This is a genomic window from Pseudoduganella sp. (genome assembly GCF_041914865.1).
Lineage (GTDB): Bacteria > Pseudomonadota > Gammaproteobacteria > Burkholderiales > Burkholderiaceae_D > Rugamonas.
On the sequence record NZ_JAYSCO010000012.1, the window covers coordinates 39,841 to 57,115 of the forward strand.

The window sequence follows — 17,275 nt, forward strand, 5'->3', positions numbered from 1 at the left end:
CTACCCTCCAACCGCCGCGTTAAAGCACTTGAGCTCTTCCTCCGCTGAAAGATACTTGTCCAAGTCAGCGCCAAAGTAGCATCGACTGATCCAGGTACGAAGTTCCGCACGATTCAAGTAGGGTAAAATAAGTGCACAGGCAATCGCACCCAGAAGCAAAATCCACAACGCTGGGATCGTAGTAAAGGCAAGAGCTACTAGCCCCGTGCCAACTACACCAGATACTGTATAGGTAAACGCTGTGCCATAGCGACCTTTGCTCACAGCAATGTGCGCCTTTTGGAAGTCAAAGAATGCGCCCACCAAGCCTGCTAAGGCACCAGTTACTTTCGCAAGCCCAGCGACCCTTCCCCATGTGGCGGATGTCACCTTCCAGTGTTCAAGAAGATAAAGGGAAAGCGGGTGACCAACGGACTTGGTCACCGTACTCCCGACCGTTTCTGTAGCGGTCATTAATACGCTAAGACCAGCGCCGACAGCTTTAGCCTGGGTTTCAACTCTATTAAACCGGTTGTTTTCCTCCAAGTCGTTTAACGCGAAGTAAAGGGCAACAATTTGAACTATTGCAGTAACCAAGCCCAGCCTAAAGTCTGAGGCTCCCCCGCCAGCCCGCTCCGCATCTAGGTACGGTATCTTCACTTCGCCGTTACCTTTTATAAATTGATCCGTCCCCAACCCCTTCGAATCAACATCGATCTCTAGGATGAAAACCTTCCGAGAATCACCTCGACGAGTTGTGATCGTACTGGCCGAACTGAAAATCTCAGTTCCAGCACTCTGGGCAAATGGCGTAGAAGATCTGGATGTGATTTTCGCCGCTTTCAAGACCCAGTCCAACAGATCCTGTTTCGTTTTGGCTGCTGTCCGGATAACCACTCTTCCGACAAGGGCAAGACAAATCGTAACCTTGTTGCGAACTAAGGCCGAGGTAGTATGTCGTAGCACTTCAATCAATACGTTTGCGATTGTAAGAATCAGACGATCGATAAGCTTAGCTTCCTCGCCTTTAGATACTGTTTCGAGTGCCCGCTTGTAAAGATTTAAAATTCCTTCCGTTGGAAAGTCACTCAACTTCATATGCGGGGATGTAGCATTCACAAGCTGGGTCTGATTGAACAGAATCGCCCTGCTCAACAAATTCCTCGTCTCACTAACGCTTTCAGCGCTAAGCCATGCATGGAGAAGCTCTTTGCATTGGCTAGTGCTGGCACCGTGTCCAATGCACTGCGCGAGGGATTCGCGATATGCATATCCACTCCGAATATCTTGGTCGTCATGTACGCCTTGCATCCACTCGGAAAGTTGGTCGGCCTTGAGCCAATCTCGGTGTAATGTCGCGAGCCTCGCAGCTTTCGATTCAAATTTTCGCAATGCACTGGCGTACGTCACGGGAAAGTTCTTAATTTGAACGGTTTCCAACAAAGACCTACCATCCTCAAATACGACCTCATTCCAAGCCTTTTCCACCTCCTCCTGGATAGCTTTCCCCCGCTCAGCCTCGCTTTTGTGGAAAATATTTCGCTCCTCTTTGGCAACGGCTACGCCTCGTATCACAAAAAATTCCAAGTTTGGTTTTGGACCAAGGACGTGCCTTTGTTCAGCATTGAGTCGAGCCTTGTCTCTGACTCCCGCTTCCAGCGATTCCAGCAGATTGAGACACACGGAGCCGCGATGTACTGATTCGTCAAAGCCAGCGTAGTCAGTCGGCAAAGTGAGTTCACTCATGTCGTTCGCTATCCCGACCGGGTCGTTGACAGCAATAACGAAACCCTTCCCGACGGCGCTACTTTTGGGGAAGATTCCTGCGAGACGGGTACGCAGATGTCGGCGCCTTGACTCTATATCAGCGGATGCTCCACTAAATCCGAAGGCAGCCTTAAAGGCCTTATCACTAGAGTTCAGGTGTGGAATGCTTTCCGCCACCGCGTTGAACTCTCCAGCATGTGCTGTAGACCCTTTCAGCAAAGCCGGCACATCAATGCACTGCATATGCAATTTCCGCCAAGCCCCATCACTAACCATTGACCTAAGCCGCTTGGTCCAGAACGTATTGGACCAACCGCACCAGATCCGCCCCACTTTGTCTGATTCAGAGTGATCTACGCAAAAGCAATTTGGAACTATCATCCTCATGGGGTTTGAGCAACTTTCCGTACCACCCGCGGTGGGCTTACCTGGTTCATATTCGTGGTCGAACTGAACAAGTAGCCCAGTTGGTTGCACAATGTATGCAGATAGCTTCTTTCTCTTTTCGTCATACACATAAAAGTACCCAGACCTGAGGGATCGCAATGCGTATTTGGCAGGGCTGATATCTTGTGGGCCACGCTCAACCCGAAAATTCTCCGGGAGGCCAGGGACGCCAGCCACTCCCGCAGGGCACGCAACGGCATACCGTACTGGGTAAAAGAATATTCCGCTCCGACTGCAGAAATTGCAGGTCTGCTTTTCCATGCTGTGCCTCATGAAAGTGAATAGCTTCTAACGCCATCTATAAGGCGCTCAAGTTCATCCTCGCTCACCGCATTGCAAAATTCAGCCCAGGCCATCCTCCCCGATGCCACCTTCGAACGAAGACCTTCCAACGAGCGGTGGTATCTGAAGGCGTCGCCATAAAGGACAAGCAGTCTTGCATACTCGGCCTGTTCAATACTGTCTTGCAGTCTTAATAAGACGGCTGCCTCGCGCATACCACTAACTAAAAGTTGCTGAACCACATGCAAATCTCGCACTTGAATGGTTCGTCTCGCGCGAATCTCGGAATGGATTCGGTGAACGATCTCACTACTCGAGATCGTCATCCATTGATCATTGCTTGGCCAAGACTGATAGGCGCGCTCTAGATGCGTGGCGCAAGACTGATGTCCCTCGATACACCACCATTGAGAAGACCAAGGAAAGGCCCAGCTCTTGATCCCATGAAATAACGCATCGCGTTGCATAGGCGTCAACACGCTGTATGCCAGCGAAAGTACGCGCGGATCGTAGTATCGCCATAACAAACGACGGCCCCCTATACTTCCGACCAGCGGCTCCGCAACTAATGCACTCAACTCATTCACCGTCAGGTCACTTGCGAACCAGGCACAGATGAATGGTGGCCGTACTTCGGAAAGCTCGCCAGAACACAAATCTTGAAAAAGCTCTCGATCCGACTCAGAGGCACGGCCCAGGTCAATTAGCCGTGGCATCAGATGTTCGCTTCTCTCCGCTCCGCAAGGCGTACATGGAAGTCCTGCCAGGGCAGCTTCCTCGACAAAATGTGGGCGGTTGGATGGTTCCAGCAGTGCATAACCATGGTCAGCCGGTGGTTGCCACGATTCTTCAAGGAGCTTCATGGCTAACTCCCACTAAGAGGGTAAGAAGCCTGGCCTGATTGCGCAGCGCTCCCAGCCTGTTTTTCGCAGCCGCTTCCTCCGGGGAAGTTCACCTTCACAGACTTCCCTTTCTTCGTCTGGTGATCAGATGCGTGCATCTCACTTTTCCCAGACGTATACCCCTTAATCCCATCCGCGTTAATCACCAGTTCGCTTCCGCCTGCGTGCAAGCGCAGCCCTTGCTTTGCCTTGAGATTTATCCAATCTGCCGTGCTAATGATCTCTACTACCTTCTTCGCTACTAGTTCAATTGCGTCCAGGTTCGACTTCATCTCAATCTTTCCGGTTGCTGCCACGATTTTCGCTCCACCACGGTTCGCAAACACGCGTACGCCCTTGGCCGAACGAATGTAGGTAATTCCTGCCGACGAAAGACGAGTCGCTTCGCTACTGCAAACATCAATGTCATTTGCAGCGCCTACCAGTATTGATTCGCCACTCGTGATTGCAACGCCAGATGACCCATTTATTGCGGTCACAGGCTCGCCGTGTTTATCCCATTGCGCCAGCACCTTCTCTATACAACCTATCTCTTTACATTCGTCGTCGTCAGCCGCATACTGCTTGGCAAGTCTCGCTAGCTGTTCCGCAACTTTCCGCGCTCCACCCAACAGCTCCATTAGTTCGGTGCGGTGAAGAGAACCACATTGTTCCCCTCCACTTTGCTCACTGGTGATGAGTACACCCGCCATACCTCGAATCGTCGCCGCTAACTCTGTCCGTAGCTCGGCCCCCGCCCCTCTACTTTCAGCCACGCCGTCCGAGCGATCAGTCGTAAGAAAACCAAGGTTAAGCTGTGTCTCCCCATGGTCGCTGGCTAGTTGTGCGCTTATCTGCTCTTTGGTGTCGTCAAACCGGAGCTGATTTCCTCGTCCGCCGTGAACCTCCCTGCTACGGAAGCCCGAGAGGTACCGGTTCCCTGGCAATTCGCCCTTCCGGCTCAGCCCAGGCGGGCTCCCTGCTTCGCTGAACACTTGACCGATAGCTACTGGCCGATCTGGGTCTCCCCCTACGAACATCACCAGCACTTCGCTTCCGATCCTCGGCAAGTGCAGTGCACCGCACTGGTAATTGATTCCTGGCCCATTTCCAGCCCAGTTGCTAGAAACTCGAACCCACGCCGAGTCCATCTCATTGTCCCGTGCGCCTGCACCTTGTGCATGGTCATGGTCTTTCTTGCGTGTCGTGCGGAACCTAATCTTCACGCGCCCCAGTTCATCGCAATACACTTCTTCACCACTTGGCCCAACGACCATTGCGCTTTGCATCGGCACGTTTGGCACCTCTGTCCGCGCATCGTAGGCAGGAACGATAGGAATGCCATGCCGCACGGCGGTAAAGCCGATTTGAATCCTGGTGTTGTAGCGTGAGTGGCCTGGCAGCGCGTGCTCGGCGTCGGCCATCCAGCGGTTTCGCGAGAAAAGGCCCTGAACCCTCTCCGCCATGGCTTGGCTCAAGTTGTTGGTGAGCGTAACCTGCATGGAGGTGACAACGAAGTCGCATTCCTTGCCGTAGTGGCTGTCGACTTCCGGGTGCCCTTCCAGCGTGAAGTACTCACCCACGCACATATCGCGCACGCTTCCCTCGCCGTAGAAGCATTTGGAGTCGAAGTCGTGGCGCTTCATGGCAAGTTCGCCGAGCTGGCAGAGGTCGTCGTAGTCGTCGCCTGCGTGCGGGGCCAGTACCTGGTAGTCATCCAGGCTGGCGGCCATGAAGTTGCCGTTTGCACCTTGGTCTGAACGGCCCTCGGCGCTGGCGAACATCAGGCCGGGAGTGCCTGGCCGCTTGTAGTCCCAGCTGAAGCGGGTCACGCTGGCCGGCTGCAGGGTTCGGACCGCGCACCATGACGTGATTGTGTCGCGTTCCTCAGTCGAGGCGTCGCGGTGATAGCGCACAACACCGGCGGCATTCGGCTGCAGGCTGTGGGGGTGGTTGAACAGCACCATCGTATGTGTGGGCGACTTGTCTTGCTCGGCGCGGAAATACCAGGCAATGCCGCGGCGCTTCAGCATGCGGCGGATGAAGGCGGCGTCCGATTCGTTGTACTGCATGGTGAATTCGCGTTGTGGGTACTTCTCGGACCGGAACAATTCATCCGTCTCGTAGCGGAAGCAGGTGCCGATGATGGGGTTGGTCGTGCGCCATTCGTCCAGGATCACCTCGACGATTTCCATCTCGTTCTTGTTGCGGAACACGCGCGTGTTGGTGCGCTTTTCCATGATGGAGAGCGCGTCGCGCATCACCAGCTGGTAGCTGGCCAGGCCGCCGTCGCTGTCGCCCGCGCTGGCTTCGGTGACAATGCCGCAGATGCTGCGCAAGTCGCCACGGTCAGTCACGATGTCGACCGCGATGGGCAGCGCGATCAGTTCCTTCAGCGGGATGAAGGCGTCCAGCGAAACGCAAAGAATGCGGTACTCCAGGCTGCCGCAAATGGCTTCGCTGCCGTGCACCTGCTGCGGCAGCAGTACGTCTTCCAGCATCTGCGTTGGGTGCGCCAGTCGCAGGCGTAAGGGACGGCTATCTGTGACCAGGTCCTTATCCAGCTGGAAGAAGCTAAGCAGGGCGCTATCCACGGCGGTCTCCGTTCGTCTGGTTGACGCGAAGGCCTATGGTGGCACGCGTAAGTTTTGCCGACGTTGAGATAGAGCAAATGCCGGCGCCGGATTGATGCTTGTCAAAGGCCCCATCCATCCCTGCTGCCTACAATCGGTTTCACATCCGATCGACTGCGCTTGGGAGCCCGCCATGGAATTCAAGGTCTTTGAGGACAAGTCCGGTGCATTCGTCTTTAACGCCCCCGGTTCGAAGGAAACGGCAGACAGGTTCGAGCTGCTGGTGGAGGCTTTTGTGGACGGGCGCATTCACCAGAAGCGCATGGCTTCCATTTGCGAGAACATGATGCGCGACTTCCCGCCGTTGCTGCGGCCCTACCACATCCTGGCCACAATCCATCTATCGAAAGGCAAGCATGCAAAGGCATTGAACACCGCGCTGCGCGGGCTTGGCGCGGTCAACGAGATGTTCCCGGATGACTTCTGCGGCCCCATTCCCTGGCACCACGACGGCAACCGCCCGTATCTGGACCTGCTGAAGACCATCCTGCTGTGCCACATCGCCAGCCGCGACTTCGGCAAGGCGGCTGAATGGTGCGGCATAGTCCAACGCGCCGATCCGGACGATAGCTGCGGTGTGCGCTTCGTCATGGGCCATGCGCTGTTGCGCTCGGGCGAGCAGGAGAAAGCGCAGGCGTGGTTTGTCGACCATGGCACCGAGTACGCGCCCTACTATTACGAGCTTGGCCTATGTCACCTGCGCGACGAGCAGTATGTGCAAGCTGCCACCGCCTTCCGGCGAGGCATTGCGATCAATCCCTATATCGCGGAGATGATCTTTAACGGCCATGTGCCCAATCCCTATGCTGTCATGCATTTCTGGGCTAACGAGATGCCGCCCCTGGCCAAGCAGTATCTGGGCTCCTATGCCGATCTTTGGGAAGAGGCCCTGGTTGAGCAGCGTTTCCTCTACTGGGTTTTCAACCATTCGCTGGTGTTACAGGAGCGCGCCCGTCTCATGGCATGCCGCGAGCGGCGTTCGATTAATACCTCACTTCCGCAACCAAAGGAACAAGTGGCTGAGTACCGCGCGCTGATCGAATCCATAGACGACCGGCTCTCCTTTGAGATCGTTCGGCGCCGGCCGAATGGCGACGGCGCTATGGAGTGGCCTTGGGAGGTCTACAACTGAATCAGGCCAGCCTGCGTGTGCCGGGCTGCGGCTCGGTGCAGTGCAGCACCAGGCCGTCTTCATTCGCTATACGCAGCTGGGCGAAGCGGTTCTCGCGCAGCTTGTCGGCCAGCGTTAGCGCCAGCAGTGCTGCCATGGTGTGTATGCTGTGCTCGCGCAAGCCGGCTTCGTCGATCACCAGCGTGTATTCGATGCCGTGCATATGCACGCGCCCCATGGGGTGATGCATCCAGGCGGTGGCTGGCTTGGCTACCAGGCGTTTCAGGCTGGCAGTGTATTTGCAGCCGCGAAGCTCTAGCATCTTGCATAGGATGGGCAGGGATACGTCTTCGCCAAGCAAGGCATCGCATAGCGCGCCGGGTTCGGACACGTCGTCGCTGGCCGCCATTCCGCGCAGGAAGCGGATGGGGAAACCGCAGCTGCCTGAGTCGCACACCAGGTCACCGGGGTACTCGCTGATTTCCTTGTTGGTGCACATCAGCTGCACGCCTATGGTTCCAGTTTTCAGGCCGGCCGGGCGCTGTTCGCGGTCTACAAACCTGAGCGCACAGCCGTCGTTGCAATCAAGTTGCCAGAACGGGCCTGGCATGGAGTGATTCGTGCCGTGGAACGGCGGTATGGCCTTTTCGCCTTCCATATCTATCCGCGTCACCTCGCCCACGCTGTAGATTTCGCATCCCGGCTTGCGCGGCACAACGGGGTAGCACTCGCTTCGTCCATCCAGCAGGATCGATTCGGCGGTCTGGGGGAAGAGGTTGACCACCGGTGTGCAGGCGAGCTGGAAGTTCTTCGCGTGCGCCTGGCGCAGGTTTGCCGCGCCGCCCGGCAGCAGGATGTGCAGCGACATCCGTCGGCAGCCGCTGGGGCAGAAGCTGGCCATTCCTTCCAGGTCCAGGTCGACGAAGCTGAATTTCTCTGGCAGCAGGTAGAGCTCCGAGAGCAGGCGCGGGCTTTGGGGGCCCGGTTCGCACGGCAGCATGGATTCACCGGCTTCGATACCAGCAGAGGCGAAGGGTGAATGGGCCAACACGCGCCATGTACCTTCAAGTTCCAGGGAGATGCACAGGCTTCGCATCAGCATCGCGTCCAGCAGCGCGGCGCGCAATGGTGGCTCGGCGTCGACAAAGATGCGCAGCTTGGGGATCGGCGGCTGGTCGAAGGCGATGCTGCTGGCGGCGGACTCGATGGTGATAATGAAATCGGAGATTGCATTGCCAGGTAGGCGCAAGGTGGCGGGCAGGTTGAGCGTGGGCTGGAACTTTGCGCTGGCGATGATGAAGGGTGTAATGGCTACGTCGTACGCGGTCGTGAACTTTTGCTCGCCGCCGCGCAGTATTGCGCCGCGCGGGATATGGCCCACGGTGGTAATTGCATGCGCGTGCAGGCTCGGTACATCTACTTGCACAATGCCGCAGGCTGGCATTGGCCTCAGATATTCCGGTTGCAGCGTTTGCAGCAGGGCCCTGTGGAACTCGCGCCGGTTCTCTTCTATGCACTTCTGCATGGAAGCATTGAGTAGGGCTACCGATTGCAGCAGGCGCTCAACTTCCGGGTCAGTGCTGGCGTCGGGTCCGAGTTCCAGCGCTTCGGCGGTGGCGGGATGGGCTTCTGCGTACTGGCGGGTGGCGTGGCGCAGGCGGCCCAGCTCTTGCTCGTAGTGCTGCAGTAGTTTGTCCATGGTCATTGGCGTATGGTGACAACGATTTTTATTCCAACCTCGCGTTCAAAACGGGCCAGGCGATATACCCACAGGTAGGTGTGTACGACCAGGCGGGAGAAAGTGTGCGCGGCCATCGGTGTGGTGATGAGCGCGCAGATGGCGAGGCTGGAGCTGGATTTGTCGTAGCTGATGTTGGAGAGCAGGATCGGCGCGCCGGCAACCACTGCGGCGACCATTGACCACCCGTCGATGCGGGTGGGGCCGATGGGGTGGCGGCCTATATGCGTGAGCAGCGTGGTGATGGAGCGGGTGGTGATGACGTGTTCTTTGAGCTCGTCTGCCAGGAACGATTCGAAGCGTCGGCCTGTATCCTTGTCGGTTGCTATGCACCAGGTGCGGATCAGCGCGAGCATCGCGCCGGCTAACACCATGAGTATTGCCACTGCCTTCCATGCTGGCGATGGCAGGGCGTACGCGGCCAGGACGATTGCGGGAGTAACGAGCATGCAGAGCGGGACGAAGAAGATGAAGACCATGGTGACCAGTGCGGTATCCAGCAAGCGCTCGGGGTTGCCGCGGCGGGAGGCCAAGCGCCACAGGTAGAGCACGCCCGCGAAGTGGGCGAGCATCAGGCAAAGCTGCAGGCGCATGCCGGTCGGGTTGAAGGAGATCGGCATGGCAAAGAGCGAGAGCAGCAGATTGCATGTGCCCCAGGACAGGGCGGAAATGTGCCAAAGATTTGGTCCGGCCTGCGCAGTGGATCTGGGATTACGCATGGTGTCACCATTAGTCAGGGCTAGCCCGACCAATGGTGGCACTTACGAGCACAGCAGCATTTGAGTTAGCACAAAGGTGCTGCTGGCTGCCTTACGGAAAATGTCCACTTTTCTTCCTGACCCCGACATGGACATTTCAGGTGAGCATGTCGGACCAGATGTTGTGGGCCCAGCTGTCGGCGTAGCGGCCTTCGAGTTCGGTGGGGCCGGGGCTGACGCCGCCGCTGCCGGGGACGACCAGCAGCGTCTTCTTCTCTGCGTTGTAGGCGTGCACGCTGGCGACGTGGATCACGTCTTTGTCGCTTACGTAGCTGTAGCAGGTGTTGGTGAGAAGGGGCGCTTGTTCGGGCGTGCGGCCGGCCAGCAGGTCTACTATCGCGGCGGCGCACACCTTGCCGTGCTGGTTGGCCATGTGGCCGGATTTCGGCATCAATGGGGAGACCTGGATGGCGTCGCCGATCACGTGGATGTTCTTGGCTTGCGTGGATTCGAACGTGGTGAAGTCTACTTCGCACCAGCGTTTGTTCATGTTGGCGAGGCCCGTTTGCGCGGCGATGGCGCCGGCTCGGTGGGGCGGGACGACGTTCAGCACGTCGGCTTTTACCTTGTCGCCCAGCTCGGATACTGCGGTGCGGGTGGCGACGTCCACTGCGGTGGTGCGGTAGCTGGGGCGGTATTCGATGATGCCGGTGTAGCGGTCCTTCCAGACCTTTTTGAACAATGGGCCTTTGCTGACCACGTCTTCGTTGGCGTCCAACAGGAGCACTTTGGATTTTGGCTTGTGCTGGCTGAAGTAGTGGGCGACCTGACAGGCGCGTTCGTATGGGCCGGGCGGGCAGCGGTAGGGAGCGGGTGGGATGGCCAGGGCGTACACCCCGCCATCGTGCATGGCTTCGAGCTGGGCGCGCAGGGCTGTGGTTTGCTGGCCCGCTTTCCAGGCGTGCAGGATCTTGTCCTGTGCGCCGGCGACGTCCATGCCGGCTACTTCGTTCCACAGGAATTCAATGCCGGGGCTGAGCACCAGGCGGTCGTAGCTGAGCACTTCTCCGCTGAGCAGTTTGATGGTGCGCTTGTCGGGGTCGATGCTGGAGGCGCTGTCGTGCAGGATTCTTACGCCGTGCCGGCGTTTCAGGGCGTCGTAGCTGCGGGTCAGGTCTTGCAGCTGGCGCGATCCGCCGAGTACCAGGTTGGAGAGGGGACAGCTGACGAAGCTGGCGTTGGGTTCGACGAGGGTGACGTCGATGCTGCCCTGGCTCCACATACGGATGTATTTGGCGGTGGTGGCGCCGCCATAGCCGCCGCCCACGACGACGACGTGCGGGCGCGCTTTGCTTGCGATGCTGGCGCAGCCCGTGGTGGCGGCCAGTATCGCGGTGGCTTGCAGGAAGTCGCGGCGTTTCATTTGGCGTCTCCTTGGCGCTGGGCGGCGAAGTAGCTTGCCAGGGCTTCCAGCTGTTCGTCGGTGTAGCCTTTGGTGAGCTGGGTCATGATCGTGGCCTGGCGCTTGCCGGCCTTGAAGTCTTTCAGGGCGGCCAGCAGCTGCTCTTTCGGCTGCCCTGCCAGGGGCGGTAGCGCATTGCCCTGGGTGGCGCCGTTGGTGCCGTGGCAGCCGGTGCAGCTGGCGGCGAGACGGGCGCCTGCCGGGATGCTGTCGGCGGCTTGGGCGGCGCTCGTTGCGGCGGCGAGGCAGGCGCTGGCTAGCGCGGTGCGGAGCGCGGCGTTGCGGGTTGCGGCGGCTGTCTTCATGGTCTGACTCCTGGCGTTTCCATCGGCATGCCTTGGGCGCGCTGGGCGAGGTAGGCTTCCAGGTCTACCAGGTCGGGGGCGCCGTAGGGCGGGACTTCGGCTCGTACTCCGCTCATGCAGTTGCGCAAGCGGCGCTGCAGGCTTCCTACGCCTTGCCATTCAAGGCGGTAGATGGGGTAGGCGTTGGCGTGGCCTTGCGGGATCGGGGCGCCGGCCAGGCGTTTGCCGGCATTGTCGTCGTGGCATTGGGCGCAGCTCAGGTTGAGCTGGCCGATGCGAGTGGTGAAGAGCTTCTGGCCACGGGCTGCGGCTTGCCTGGTTTGCTCGTCGCTCGCGGGGGACATGGGGTGGCCGCGGCTTTGCATGCCGATGTAGGCTTCCAGCGCCAGCAGGTCGGCTGTCTCGGGCTTTAACGCGGGGGCTTGCTGGGCGCTGGTGCGGCATTGGTTGATTTGCTGGCTTAGGGTGATGACCTTGCCGGCTGGGGCGGAGAAGCGCGGGAAACCGGCGGCTTTGCCGCGCATGCTCTTTGCGGCGTCGCCGTGGCAGGTGGCGCAGGATTTGCCGTTGCCGCCTTGCGGTGCGTTCTGCCAGAGTGCCTGGCCGTTGGCTACCCAGAGCATGGCGGGGTTCTGTGTGTCGTCGCGCTGCATGGCTTGGGGGGGGGGGCCCTTGTCGGCGGCGCGGGATTTTTTTGCCGCCGTTAAACGGGGGTCCGCCCGGGGGGGTCGGACCCCGTCTGTGCGGCAGCTGGTGGTGAGCAGGAGCGTTAGCAGCAGCGCGAGTATCGGCTTCATGGCTGCACCGTGAGTTGCTTGCGTTCCGTTTGGGTAAAGCTGTTGTCGCCGCTCCAGGTGAACTCCAGCGGGCCGCTTGCGCTGGCCTTGATGAAGAAGGCCAGGTAGGGGTTGGCGCTGATGGCGGGGTGCAGGTCGGCGGCGATCACTGTCTTGCCGTTGTACTTGCATTCGAAGCGGCGGATGATGTCGCGGGCAATAGGTTTGCCGTCGCTGCCAGGGCGGTAGCCGGTTTCCATGGGGTGGGCGATCAGGGCGCGTACTTCGATGATCTCGCCGGCTTTGGCGCTCGCTGGCATGTGGATCAGGGCGGTGGCCATGTCAGATTGCCTCCCCTTCTATGCAGGCGGCCAGGGTGACGATGACGTCTATCGTCTGCTGCCACCATTGGCCGTCGCTGGTGCGCGCGAGGGCGGTAATCGTCTGGCTGGTGGCGAGGCGGATGCGGGTGCTGATCTCTGCCTTGCCGCTGGCGGGTGTGAGCTGGAAGCGGACCACGTCCGGCAGCGGGTTCTTTTCGTTGAAGATGGCAATGTCGGTGACGTGGTCTTGCTCGGTCATGGGGCTTTCCACCCTTACCGTGATCGGGACTGCGTTGCCGTTGTCGATCAGCTTGGCGATGTCGATGGCGACGCGGCCTTTCTGCGGTTTGGCGTTTTGCGTGTAGGCGGCGATTGCCTGCGCCATTTCTTCCGGCGTGGCTTGGGCGGGGCGGACGATGGCCAATAGCGGCAGCGCTGCGAGCAGGCGGCGGCGGGTGGTCATTTCCTGGCCTCGCGCAGGGTGGACAGGTAGGCGACGACGTCTTCTATCTGTTGTTCACTGAGGATGGGCTTGCCGGCTTGGGCGGGCGCTACGCGGGTCAGGCCTTCCGTCTTGTTATACGAGGGCATGATTGTGTCGGGGTTGATCGCGCTGCTGTCTTTTATGCGCTGGCGCAGCTGCTCTGTTGTCCAGCGGCTTCCGGCGCCTGCCAGGTCGGGGGCGAGGTTGCCTTGGAAGCGTTCTTCGGGGATGGGGGCGCTGTGGCAGAGCAGGCAGAGGCCGACCTGGCGGTTGGCGACTATCTCGCGGCCGCGCTTGGCGTCGCCGGGGGCGGCTTGGGTTGGTTCTGCTAGCAGTGCTGTTAGCAGAAACCCGGAAACCAGTGTCAGACCCAAGGGTCTGACACTGTCTGCTCGGCGGCCGGGGGCCATCTTTTTTACGCTTTCTTCAGGCTGTGGTTCTTCAGTGGGAGGTCGCGGATTCGTTTCCCTGTGGCGGCGAAGATGGCGTTCAGTACTGCGGGGGCGGCTACGGCGATGGTGGGTTCGCCTACGCCTCCCCAGAAGCCGCCGCTGGCGACGATGTGCGTTTCGACCTTGGGCATTTCGTCCATCTTCAGAACCTGGTAGGTGTCGAAGTTGGTTTGTTCGGCGGCACCGTCCTTGATCGTGATCTCGCCGTACAGGGCGGCGCTCAGGCCGTAGACGAAACTGCCTTCCACCTGGGCTTCGATCTGCTGCGGGTTGACGGCGTGGCCTGGGTCGGTGGCGGCGACGATGCGGTGGATCTTCAGCTTGCCGTCTTTGTTCACCGATACTTCGGCCACGGCGGCGACGTAGCTGCCAAAGCCCATCGTCTGCGCGATGCCGCGATAGACGCCTTTCTTCAGCGGCTTGCCCCAGCCGGCCTTCTCGGCGACGGCGTTCAGCACGGCGAGGTGTTTCGGGCTGTCCTTCATCAGCTTGCGGCGCAACGCCAGCGGGTCTTGTTTGGTGGCGTGGGCGATCTCGTCGAGGAAGCATTCGAGGTAGATCGCGTTCTGATTCAGGTTCACGCCGCGCCAGAAGCCTGGCGGCACCGCCGGGTTGCGCATGGCGTGGTCGATCAGCAGGTTGGGGAAGGTGTAGCCGATCGATGCTTCCGGGCCGGGTGGGTTCAGGCCCTGGAAGACTGCGGGGTCTTTGCCGTCCTTGACGTTCTGCGGGAACAGCGCGGCCAGGATCGATTGGCCGGCAATGCGCATGTGCAGTGCAGTGATCTCGCCCTTGGCATCCAGGCCGGCCGTCAGCTTGCATTGGGTGACGGGGTGGTAGCGGCCGTGCTGCATGTCCTCTTCGCGCGTCCAGATCAGTTTGACCGGGGTGCCGGGCATTTCCTTGGCGATCTTCACCACCTGGGTTACCCAGTCGTGCGTGGCGCCACGGCGGCCGAAGCCTCCGCCCAGGTGCAGCTTGGTCACGTCGCATTTCGACTGCGGCAGGCCGGCCGCTTCGCTGGTGGCGGCCAGGGCGGCTTCGCCGTTCTGGGTCGGGGTCCAGACTTCGCAGCGCTCCGGCGTCCACACGGCGGTGGCGTTCATCACCTCCATCGTGGCGTGGTTCTGGTGCGGGTAGCTGTATACCGCTTCAATCCTGCGCTGGGCGCTGGCCAGGGCGGCTTTCACGTCGCCGTTCTTGTTGCCCACGGCGGCCTCCTCGACATCCAGGCCGGCCTTGATCCAGGCGGCGGTGTCCTTGCTGTTCATGCCGGCGTTGGGGCCTTTGTCCCATTCGATCGGCAGCGCATCCAGCGCGCTGCGGGCGCGCCACCAGGTGTCGGCCACCACGGCGACGGCGCTGTCGCCTACCTGCAGCACTTTCTTTACACCGGGCTTGCTGGCGATGGCGGCCGCGTCGAAGCTCTTTACCTTGCCGCCAAAGACGGGGCAGTCCTTGATCGCTGCGTTCAGCATGCCGGGCAGCTTCAGGTCCATGCCGTAGATTTGCTTGCCGGTGGTTTTGTCTACCGTATCCAGGCGCGCCATGCGTTTGCCGGCCAGCTTCCAGTCCTTCGGGTCCTTCAGCTTGATGTCGGCGGCGGCGGGCGCCTGCAGCTTGCCCGCTGCGTCGGCGACCTTACCAAAGGTCAGCGTACGGCCGGTCGGCGTGTGGGTGATCACGCTCTTCGCCGCTGTGCACTCGGCGGCTGGCACGCCCCACTGCGCGGCGGCGGCCTGCACCAGCATCATGCGCGCCGCAGCGCCGCCCTTGCGTACGTAGTCGTGCGATTCGCGCACGCCACGGCTGCCGCCGGTGGAGAAGCTGCCCCAGGCGCGGTTGCGCGCCAGCTGGCGGCCAGGGCTTGGGTATTCAGTGGTGACTTTGGCCCAGTCGCCTTCCAGCTCTTCCACCACCAGCTGCGCCAGGCCGGTCAGCGTGCCCTGGCCCATTTCGGAGCGGGCGATGCGCACCACGATTGTGTCGTCCGGCTTGACGACCACCCAGGCGTTGATTTCAGGCGCGTCGGCGGCGGCTTGCTGCGCTTGCGCGAACGGGATGTGGAAGCCGAACATCAGCCCGGCGGTGGCGCCGAGCGACTTGCCCAGGAAGCTGCGGCGGGAAGCGGAGGTCGGGGCGCTCATGCTTTGCTCCCTTCCACGATATCCAGGCCGGCCAGCTTGGCATCGCCGCCCTTGGCGATCACGTGGATCGCCTTGCGCACGCGGTTATAGGTGCCGCAGCGGCAGATATTGGTCATGGCGGCGTCGATGTCGGCGTCGGTCGGTTTCTTCTTCTGTTTCAGCAGCGCGGCGGCGGCCATGATCATGCCGGACTGGCAAAAGCCGCATTGCGGCACATCCAGCGCGGCCCAGGCCTTCTGCACCGGGTGGCTGCCATCCTTGCTCAGGCCTTCGATGGTGACGATCTTCTGGTCGGCCGTCACGGTGGAGACCGGGCGCACGCAGCTGCGGGTCGGCTCGCCGTCAATGTGCACGGTGCAGGCGCCGCATTGCGCCACGCCGCAGCCGTATTTGGTGCCGGTCAGGCCCAGCTGCTCGCGGATCACCCACAGCAGCGGGGTATCTTCTTCCGCCTCGAACTCGCGGACCTGGCCATTGACGTTCAATTTCATTTCCTGCCTCCGGGGATGTGGGTGGGATGTTGGGGGATATGAACTCGCGTGATCTTACTCCCGTTTTGCCAACTCGTACTCGTTTGGACAATTTTGACTTAGGTCAAAGATTTTGCTGCGTCGCGTCAATAGACTTTCACTTATCGAATATCGATGACCACATGAAAGAGGTAGTGAAATGAAGAAAGCGATTCTGGCAGTTATCCTGGGTGGCCTGGCACTGAATGCAATGGCGGTCGACAATCCATGGCAAGTGCGCGCACGTGCCGTGCACATCAACCCGGCGGACAAGTCTGATCCGGTAGGCGGCACCGGCGCATCCGACCGCATCGGCGTCAGCGACAAGACCATTCCGGAAGTGGATATCAGCTATTTCGTCACCCCGAACATCTCGGCCGAGCTGGTGCTGACCTATCCGCAGAAGCATGACGTGTACCTGGATGGCAAAACCATCGGCACCTTCAAGCACCTGCCGCCGACCCTGCTGGCGCAGTACCACTTCAGCCCAGCTTCGCAGCTGAGCCCGTACGTTGGCGTCGGTGTGAACTGGACCACCTTCTCCAAGAACAAGATCCTGAACGGTACCGGCAGCCTGGAGCACGACAGCTTCGGCCTGGCCCTGCAAGCGGGCGTGGATTACAAGCTGGACAAGAACTGGTCGCTCAACCTGGACATCAAGAAAGTGCAGATCCGCAGCGACGTGATGATTTCCGGCGCCAAGGTCTCCAAGGCCAAGGTTGATCCGGTACTGCTGGGCGTAGGCGTCGGCTACCGCTTCTAATTGTTGAACAGACCGCCCTGCACTTCCGCGCGCAGCTCCTGGGCCAGCGCGCGGCGGCGCGGGTCGGTGGCGAAGTAGCCGATATCCACCGCCACGCCTTTCGATTCCAGATGGATCAGATCGCTGGGATGCTCCGGCATCTGCAGCCGCAGGAAGTAGAGTTCCAGCTGCGTCACGCTGGTCTTGCCGGCTGAGACTTGCTCCACCAACAACTTACCGTTGCCCAGGACGATGTGTTCATAGTCCGTCGCATGGCGCGCGTAATACAGGAAAGCCGCCGCCACCGCCGTCATTTCCAGCGCGGTAAACAGCAGCACCTGCCACATTCCCACCAGCACGAAGCCGGTTGCCACTGCAAACGAGAGCAGGCACAGCACGCCATAAGCCGCCCCCATCTGCTGGGGCGACAAAGAGCAATTGCGCCGCAGAAGCCATTCCCTGCGTTCACTGAGCAAGTCCCGGTTCATGCAAACATTTTAGTCACAACTCCCCGCCAAAGGCAAAATGTCCACTTTGGG

General features: G+C 60.1%; 16 protein-coding genes. 2 read left to right on the forward strand and 14 right to left on the reverse strand.

Translation table 11 applies throughout. The features are described 5' to 3' along the window. The 3 genes from ACE3TQ_RS08350 to ACE3TQ_RS08360 are packed head-to-tail and all read right to left on the reverse strand — an operon-like array spanning window position 1 to window position 5,950. Window positions 1–2,466 (reverse strand): T6SS effector BTH_I2691 family protein, encoded by a 2,466-nt coding sequence (locus tag ACE3TQ_RS08350; RefSeq protein WP_374581598.1) that lies wholly within the window; start codon window positions 2,464–2,466, stop codon window positions 1–3. After that, window positions 2,463–3,338 carry a hypothetical protein gene (locus ACE3TQ_RS08355; RefSeq protein WP_374581599.1) on the reverse strand — a complete coding sequence of 292 codons (876 nt, stop codon included), beginning with the start codon at window positions 3,336–3,338 and terminating at the stop codon, window positions 2,463–2,465. Before ACE3TQ_RS08355 ends, ACE3TQ_RS08350 begins: the two co-directional genes overlap by 4 nt. Before the next feature lie 2 nt (window positions 3,339–3,340). Beyond that, complete coding sequence (locus ACE3TQ_RS08360; protein ID WP_374581600.1) at window positions 3,341–5,950, reverse strand: type VI secretion system Vgr family protein; 2,610 nt, start codon at window positions 5,948–5,950, stop codon at window positions 3,341–3,343. Window positions 5,951–6,122: 172 nt separating this feature from the next. Between ACE3TQ_RS08360 and ACE3TQ_RS08365 the strand changes: the two genes are divergently transcribed. Continuing rightward, window positions 6,123–7,121 (forward strand): tetratricopeptide repeat protein, encoded by a 999-nt coding sequence (locus tag ACE3TQ_RS08365; RefSeq protein WP_374581601.1) that lies wholly within the window; start codon window positions 6,123–6,125, stop codon window positions 7,119–7,121. Between the two features lies 1 nt (window position 7,122). Here ACE3TQ_RS08365 and tssF read toward each other — a convergent pair whose 3' ends face one another. The 10 genes from tssF to ACE3TQ_RS08415 form a co-directional block, all read right to left on the reverse strand. Next, the gene (gene tssF, locus ACE3TQ_RS08370) at window positions 7,123–8,799 is read right to left on the reverse strand and encodes a type VI secretion system baseplate subunit TssF (RefSeq protein WP_374581602.1); all 1,677 of its coding nucleotides are present in this window, start codon (window positions 8,797–8,799) and stop codon (window positions 7,123–7,125) included. Window positions 8,800–8,801: 2 nt separating this feature from the next. Then, entirely contained in the window at window positions 8,802–9,557 is a 756-nt protein-coding gene (locus ACE3TQ_RS08375; protein ID WP_374581603.1) for a hypothetical protein, read from the reverse strand. Between the two features lie 136 nt (window positions 9,558–9,693). Then, complete coding sequence (locus ACE3TQ_RS08380; protein WP_374581604.1) at window positions 9,694–10,959, reverse strand: NAD(P)/FAD-dependent oxidoreductase; 1,266 nt, start codon at window positions 10,957–10,959, stop codon at window positions 9,694–9,696. Next, window positions 10,956–11,303 (reverse strand): cytochrome c, encoded by a 348-nt coding sequence (locus tag ACE3TQ_RS08385; RefSeq protein ID WP_374581605.1) that lies wholly within the window; start codon window positions 11,301–11,303, stop codon window positions 10,956–10,958. Before ACE3TQ_RS08385 ends, ACE3TQ_RS08380 begins: the two co-directional genes overlap by 4 nt. Further along, the gene (soxA, locus tag ACE3TQ_RS08390) at window positions 11,300–11,926 is read right to left on the reverse strand and encodes a sulfur oxidation c-type cytochrome SoxA (RefSeq protein WP_374581607.1); all 627 of its coding nucleotides are present in this window, start codon (window positions 11,924–11,926) and stop codon (window positions 11,300–11,302) included. Before soxA ends, ACE3TQ_RS08385 begins: the two co-directional genes overlap by 4 nt. A gap of 170 nt (window positions 11,927–12,096) precedes the next feature. Beyond that, window positions 12,097–12,420 (reverse strand): thiosulfate oxidation carrier complex protein SoxZ, encoded by a 324-nt coding sequence (gene soxZ / locus ACE3TQ_RS08395; protein ID WP_374581609.1) that lies wholly within the window; start codon window positions 12,418–12,420, stop codon window positions 12,097–12,099. 1 nt (window position 12,421) lies between these two features. After that, window positions 12,422–12,865 carry a SoxY-related AACIE arm protein gene (locus ACE3TQ_RS08400; RefSeq protein ID WP_374581610.1) on the reverse strand — a complete coding sequence of 148 codons (444 nt, stop codon included), beginning with the start codon at window positions 12,863–12,865 and terminating at the stop codon, window positions 12,422–12,424. Further along, window positions 12,862–13,260 carry a sulfur oxidation c-type cytochrome SoxX gene (soxX, locus tag ACE3TQ_RS08405; protein ID WP_374581612.1) on the reverse strand — a complete coding sequence of 133 codons (399 nt, stop codon included), beginning with the start codon at window positions 13,258–13,260 and terminating at the stop codon, window positions 12,862–12,864. Before soxX ends, ACE3TQ_RS08400 begins: the two co-directional genes overlap by 4 nt. 41 nt (window positions 13,261–13,301) lie before the next feature. After that, complete coding sequence (locus tag ACE3TQ_RS08410; protein WP_374581615.1) at window positions 13,302–15,485, reverse strand: molybdopterin cofactor-binding domain-containing protein; 2,184 nt, start codon at window positions 15,483–15,485, stop codon at window positions 13,302–13,304. Further along, complete coding sequence (locus ACE3TQ_RS08415) at window positions 15,482–15,976, reverse strand: (2Fe-2S)-binding protein (RefSeq protein ID WP_374581616.1); 495 nt, start codon at window positions 15,974–15,976, stop codon at window positions 15,482–15,484. Before ACE3TQ_RS08415 ends, ACE3TQ_RS08410 begins: the two co-directional genes overlap by 4 nt. Window positions 15,977–16,154: 178 nt before the next feature. On the opposite strand from ACE3TQ_RS08415, the gene ACE3TQ_RS08420 reads away from it, so the two are divergent. Beyond that, the gene (locus ACE3TQ_RS08420; protein WP_374581617.1) at window positions 16,155–16,757 is read left to right on the forward strand and encodes an OmpW family protein; all 603 of its coding nucleotides are present in this window, start codon (window positions 16,155–16,157) and stop codon (window positions 16,755–16,757) included. On the opposite strand, the gene ACE3TQ_RS08425 is transcribed toward ACE3TQ_RS08420, so the two are convergent. After that, the gene (locus ACE3TQ_RS08425; protein ID WP_374581618.1) at window positions 16,754–17,224 is read right to left on the reverse strand and encodes a DUF2244 domain-containing protein; all 471 of its coding nucleotides are present in this window, start codon (window positions 17,222–17,224) and stop codon (window positions 16,754–16,756) included. The genes ACE3TQ_RS08420 and ACE3TQ_RS08425 overlap by 4 nt on opposite strands. Window positions 17,225–17,275: the final 51 nt, after the last annotated feature.

Coding starts and splice junctions, on each gene's coding strand:
- soxZ (WP_374581609.1), bottom strand. CDS start 12,420: ATGGCCACCGCCCTGATCCACATGCCAGCGAGCGCCAAAGCCGGCGAG.
- ACE3TQ_RS08350 (WP_374581598.1), bottom strand. CDS start 2,466: ATGAGGCACAGCATGGAAAAGCAGACCTGCAATTTCTGCAGTCGGAGC.
- ACE3TQ_RS08385 (WP_374581605.1), bottom strand. CDS start 11,303: ATGAAGACAGCCGCCGCAACCCGCAACGCCGCGCTCCGCACCGCGCTA.
- tssF (WP_374581602.1), bottom strand. CDS start 8,799: ATGGACAAACTACTGCAGCACTACGAGCAAGAGCTGGGCCGCCTGCGC.
- ACE3TQ_RS08410 (WP_374581615.1), bottom strand. CDS start 15,485: ATGAGCGCCCCGACCTCCGCTTCCCGCCGCAGCTTCCTGGGCAAGTCG.
- ACE3TQ_RS08425 (WP_374581618.1), bottom strand. CDS start 17,224: ATGAACCGGGACTTGCTCAGTGAACGCAGGGAATGGCTTCTGCGGCGC.
- ACE3TQ_RS08375 (WP_374581603.1), bottom strand. CDS start 9,557: ATGCGTAATCCCAGATCCACTGCGCAGGCCGGACCAAATCTTTGGCAC.
- ACE3TQ_RS08355 (WP_374581599.1), bottom strand. CDS start 3,338: ATGAAGCTCCTTGAAGAATCGTGGCAACCACCGGCTGACCATGGTTAT.
- ACE3TQ_RS08365 (WP_374581601.1), top strand. CDS start 6,123: ATGGAATTCAAGGTCTTTGAGGACAAGTCCGGTGCATTCGTCTTTAAC.
- ACE3TQ_RS08400 (WP_374581610.1), bottom strand. CDS start 12,865: ATGACCACCCGCCGCCGCCTGCTCGCAGCGCTGCCGCTATTGGCCATC.
- ACE3TQ_RS08415 (WP_374581616.1), bottom strand. CDS start 15,976: ATGAAATTGAACGTCAATGGCCAGGTCCGCGAGTTCGAGGCGGAAGAA.
- ACE3TQ_RS08380 (WP_374581604.1), bottom strand. CDS start 10,959: ATGAAACGCCGCGACTTCCTGCAAGCCACCGCGATACTGGCCGCCACC.
- ACE3TQ_RS08420 (WP_374581617.1), top strand. CDS start 16,155: ATGAAGAAAGCGATTCTGGCAGTTATCCTGGGTGGCCTGGCACTGAAT.
- soxA (WP_374581607.1), bottom strand. CDS start 11,926: ATGCTCTGGGTAGCCAACGGCCAGGCACTCTGGCAGAACGCACCGCAA.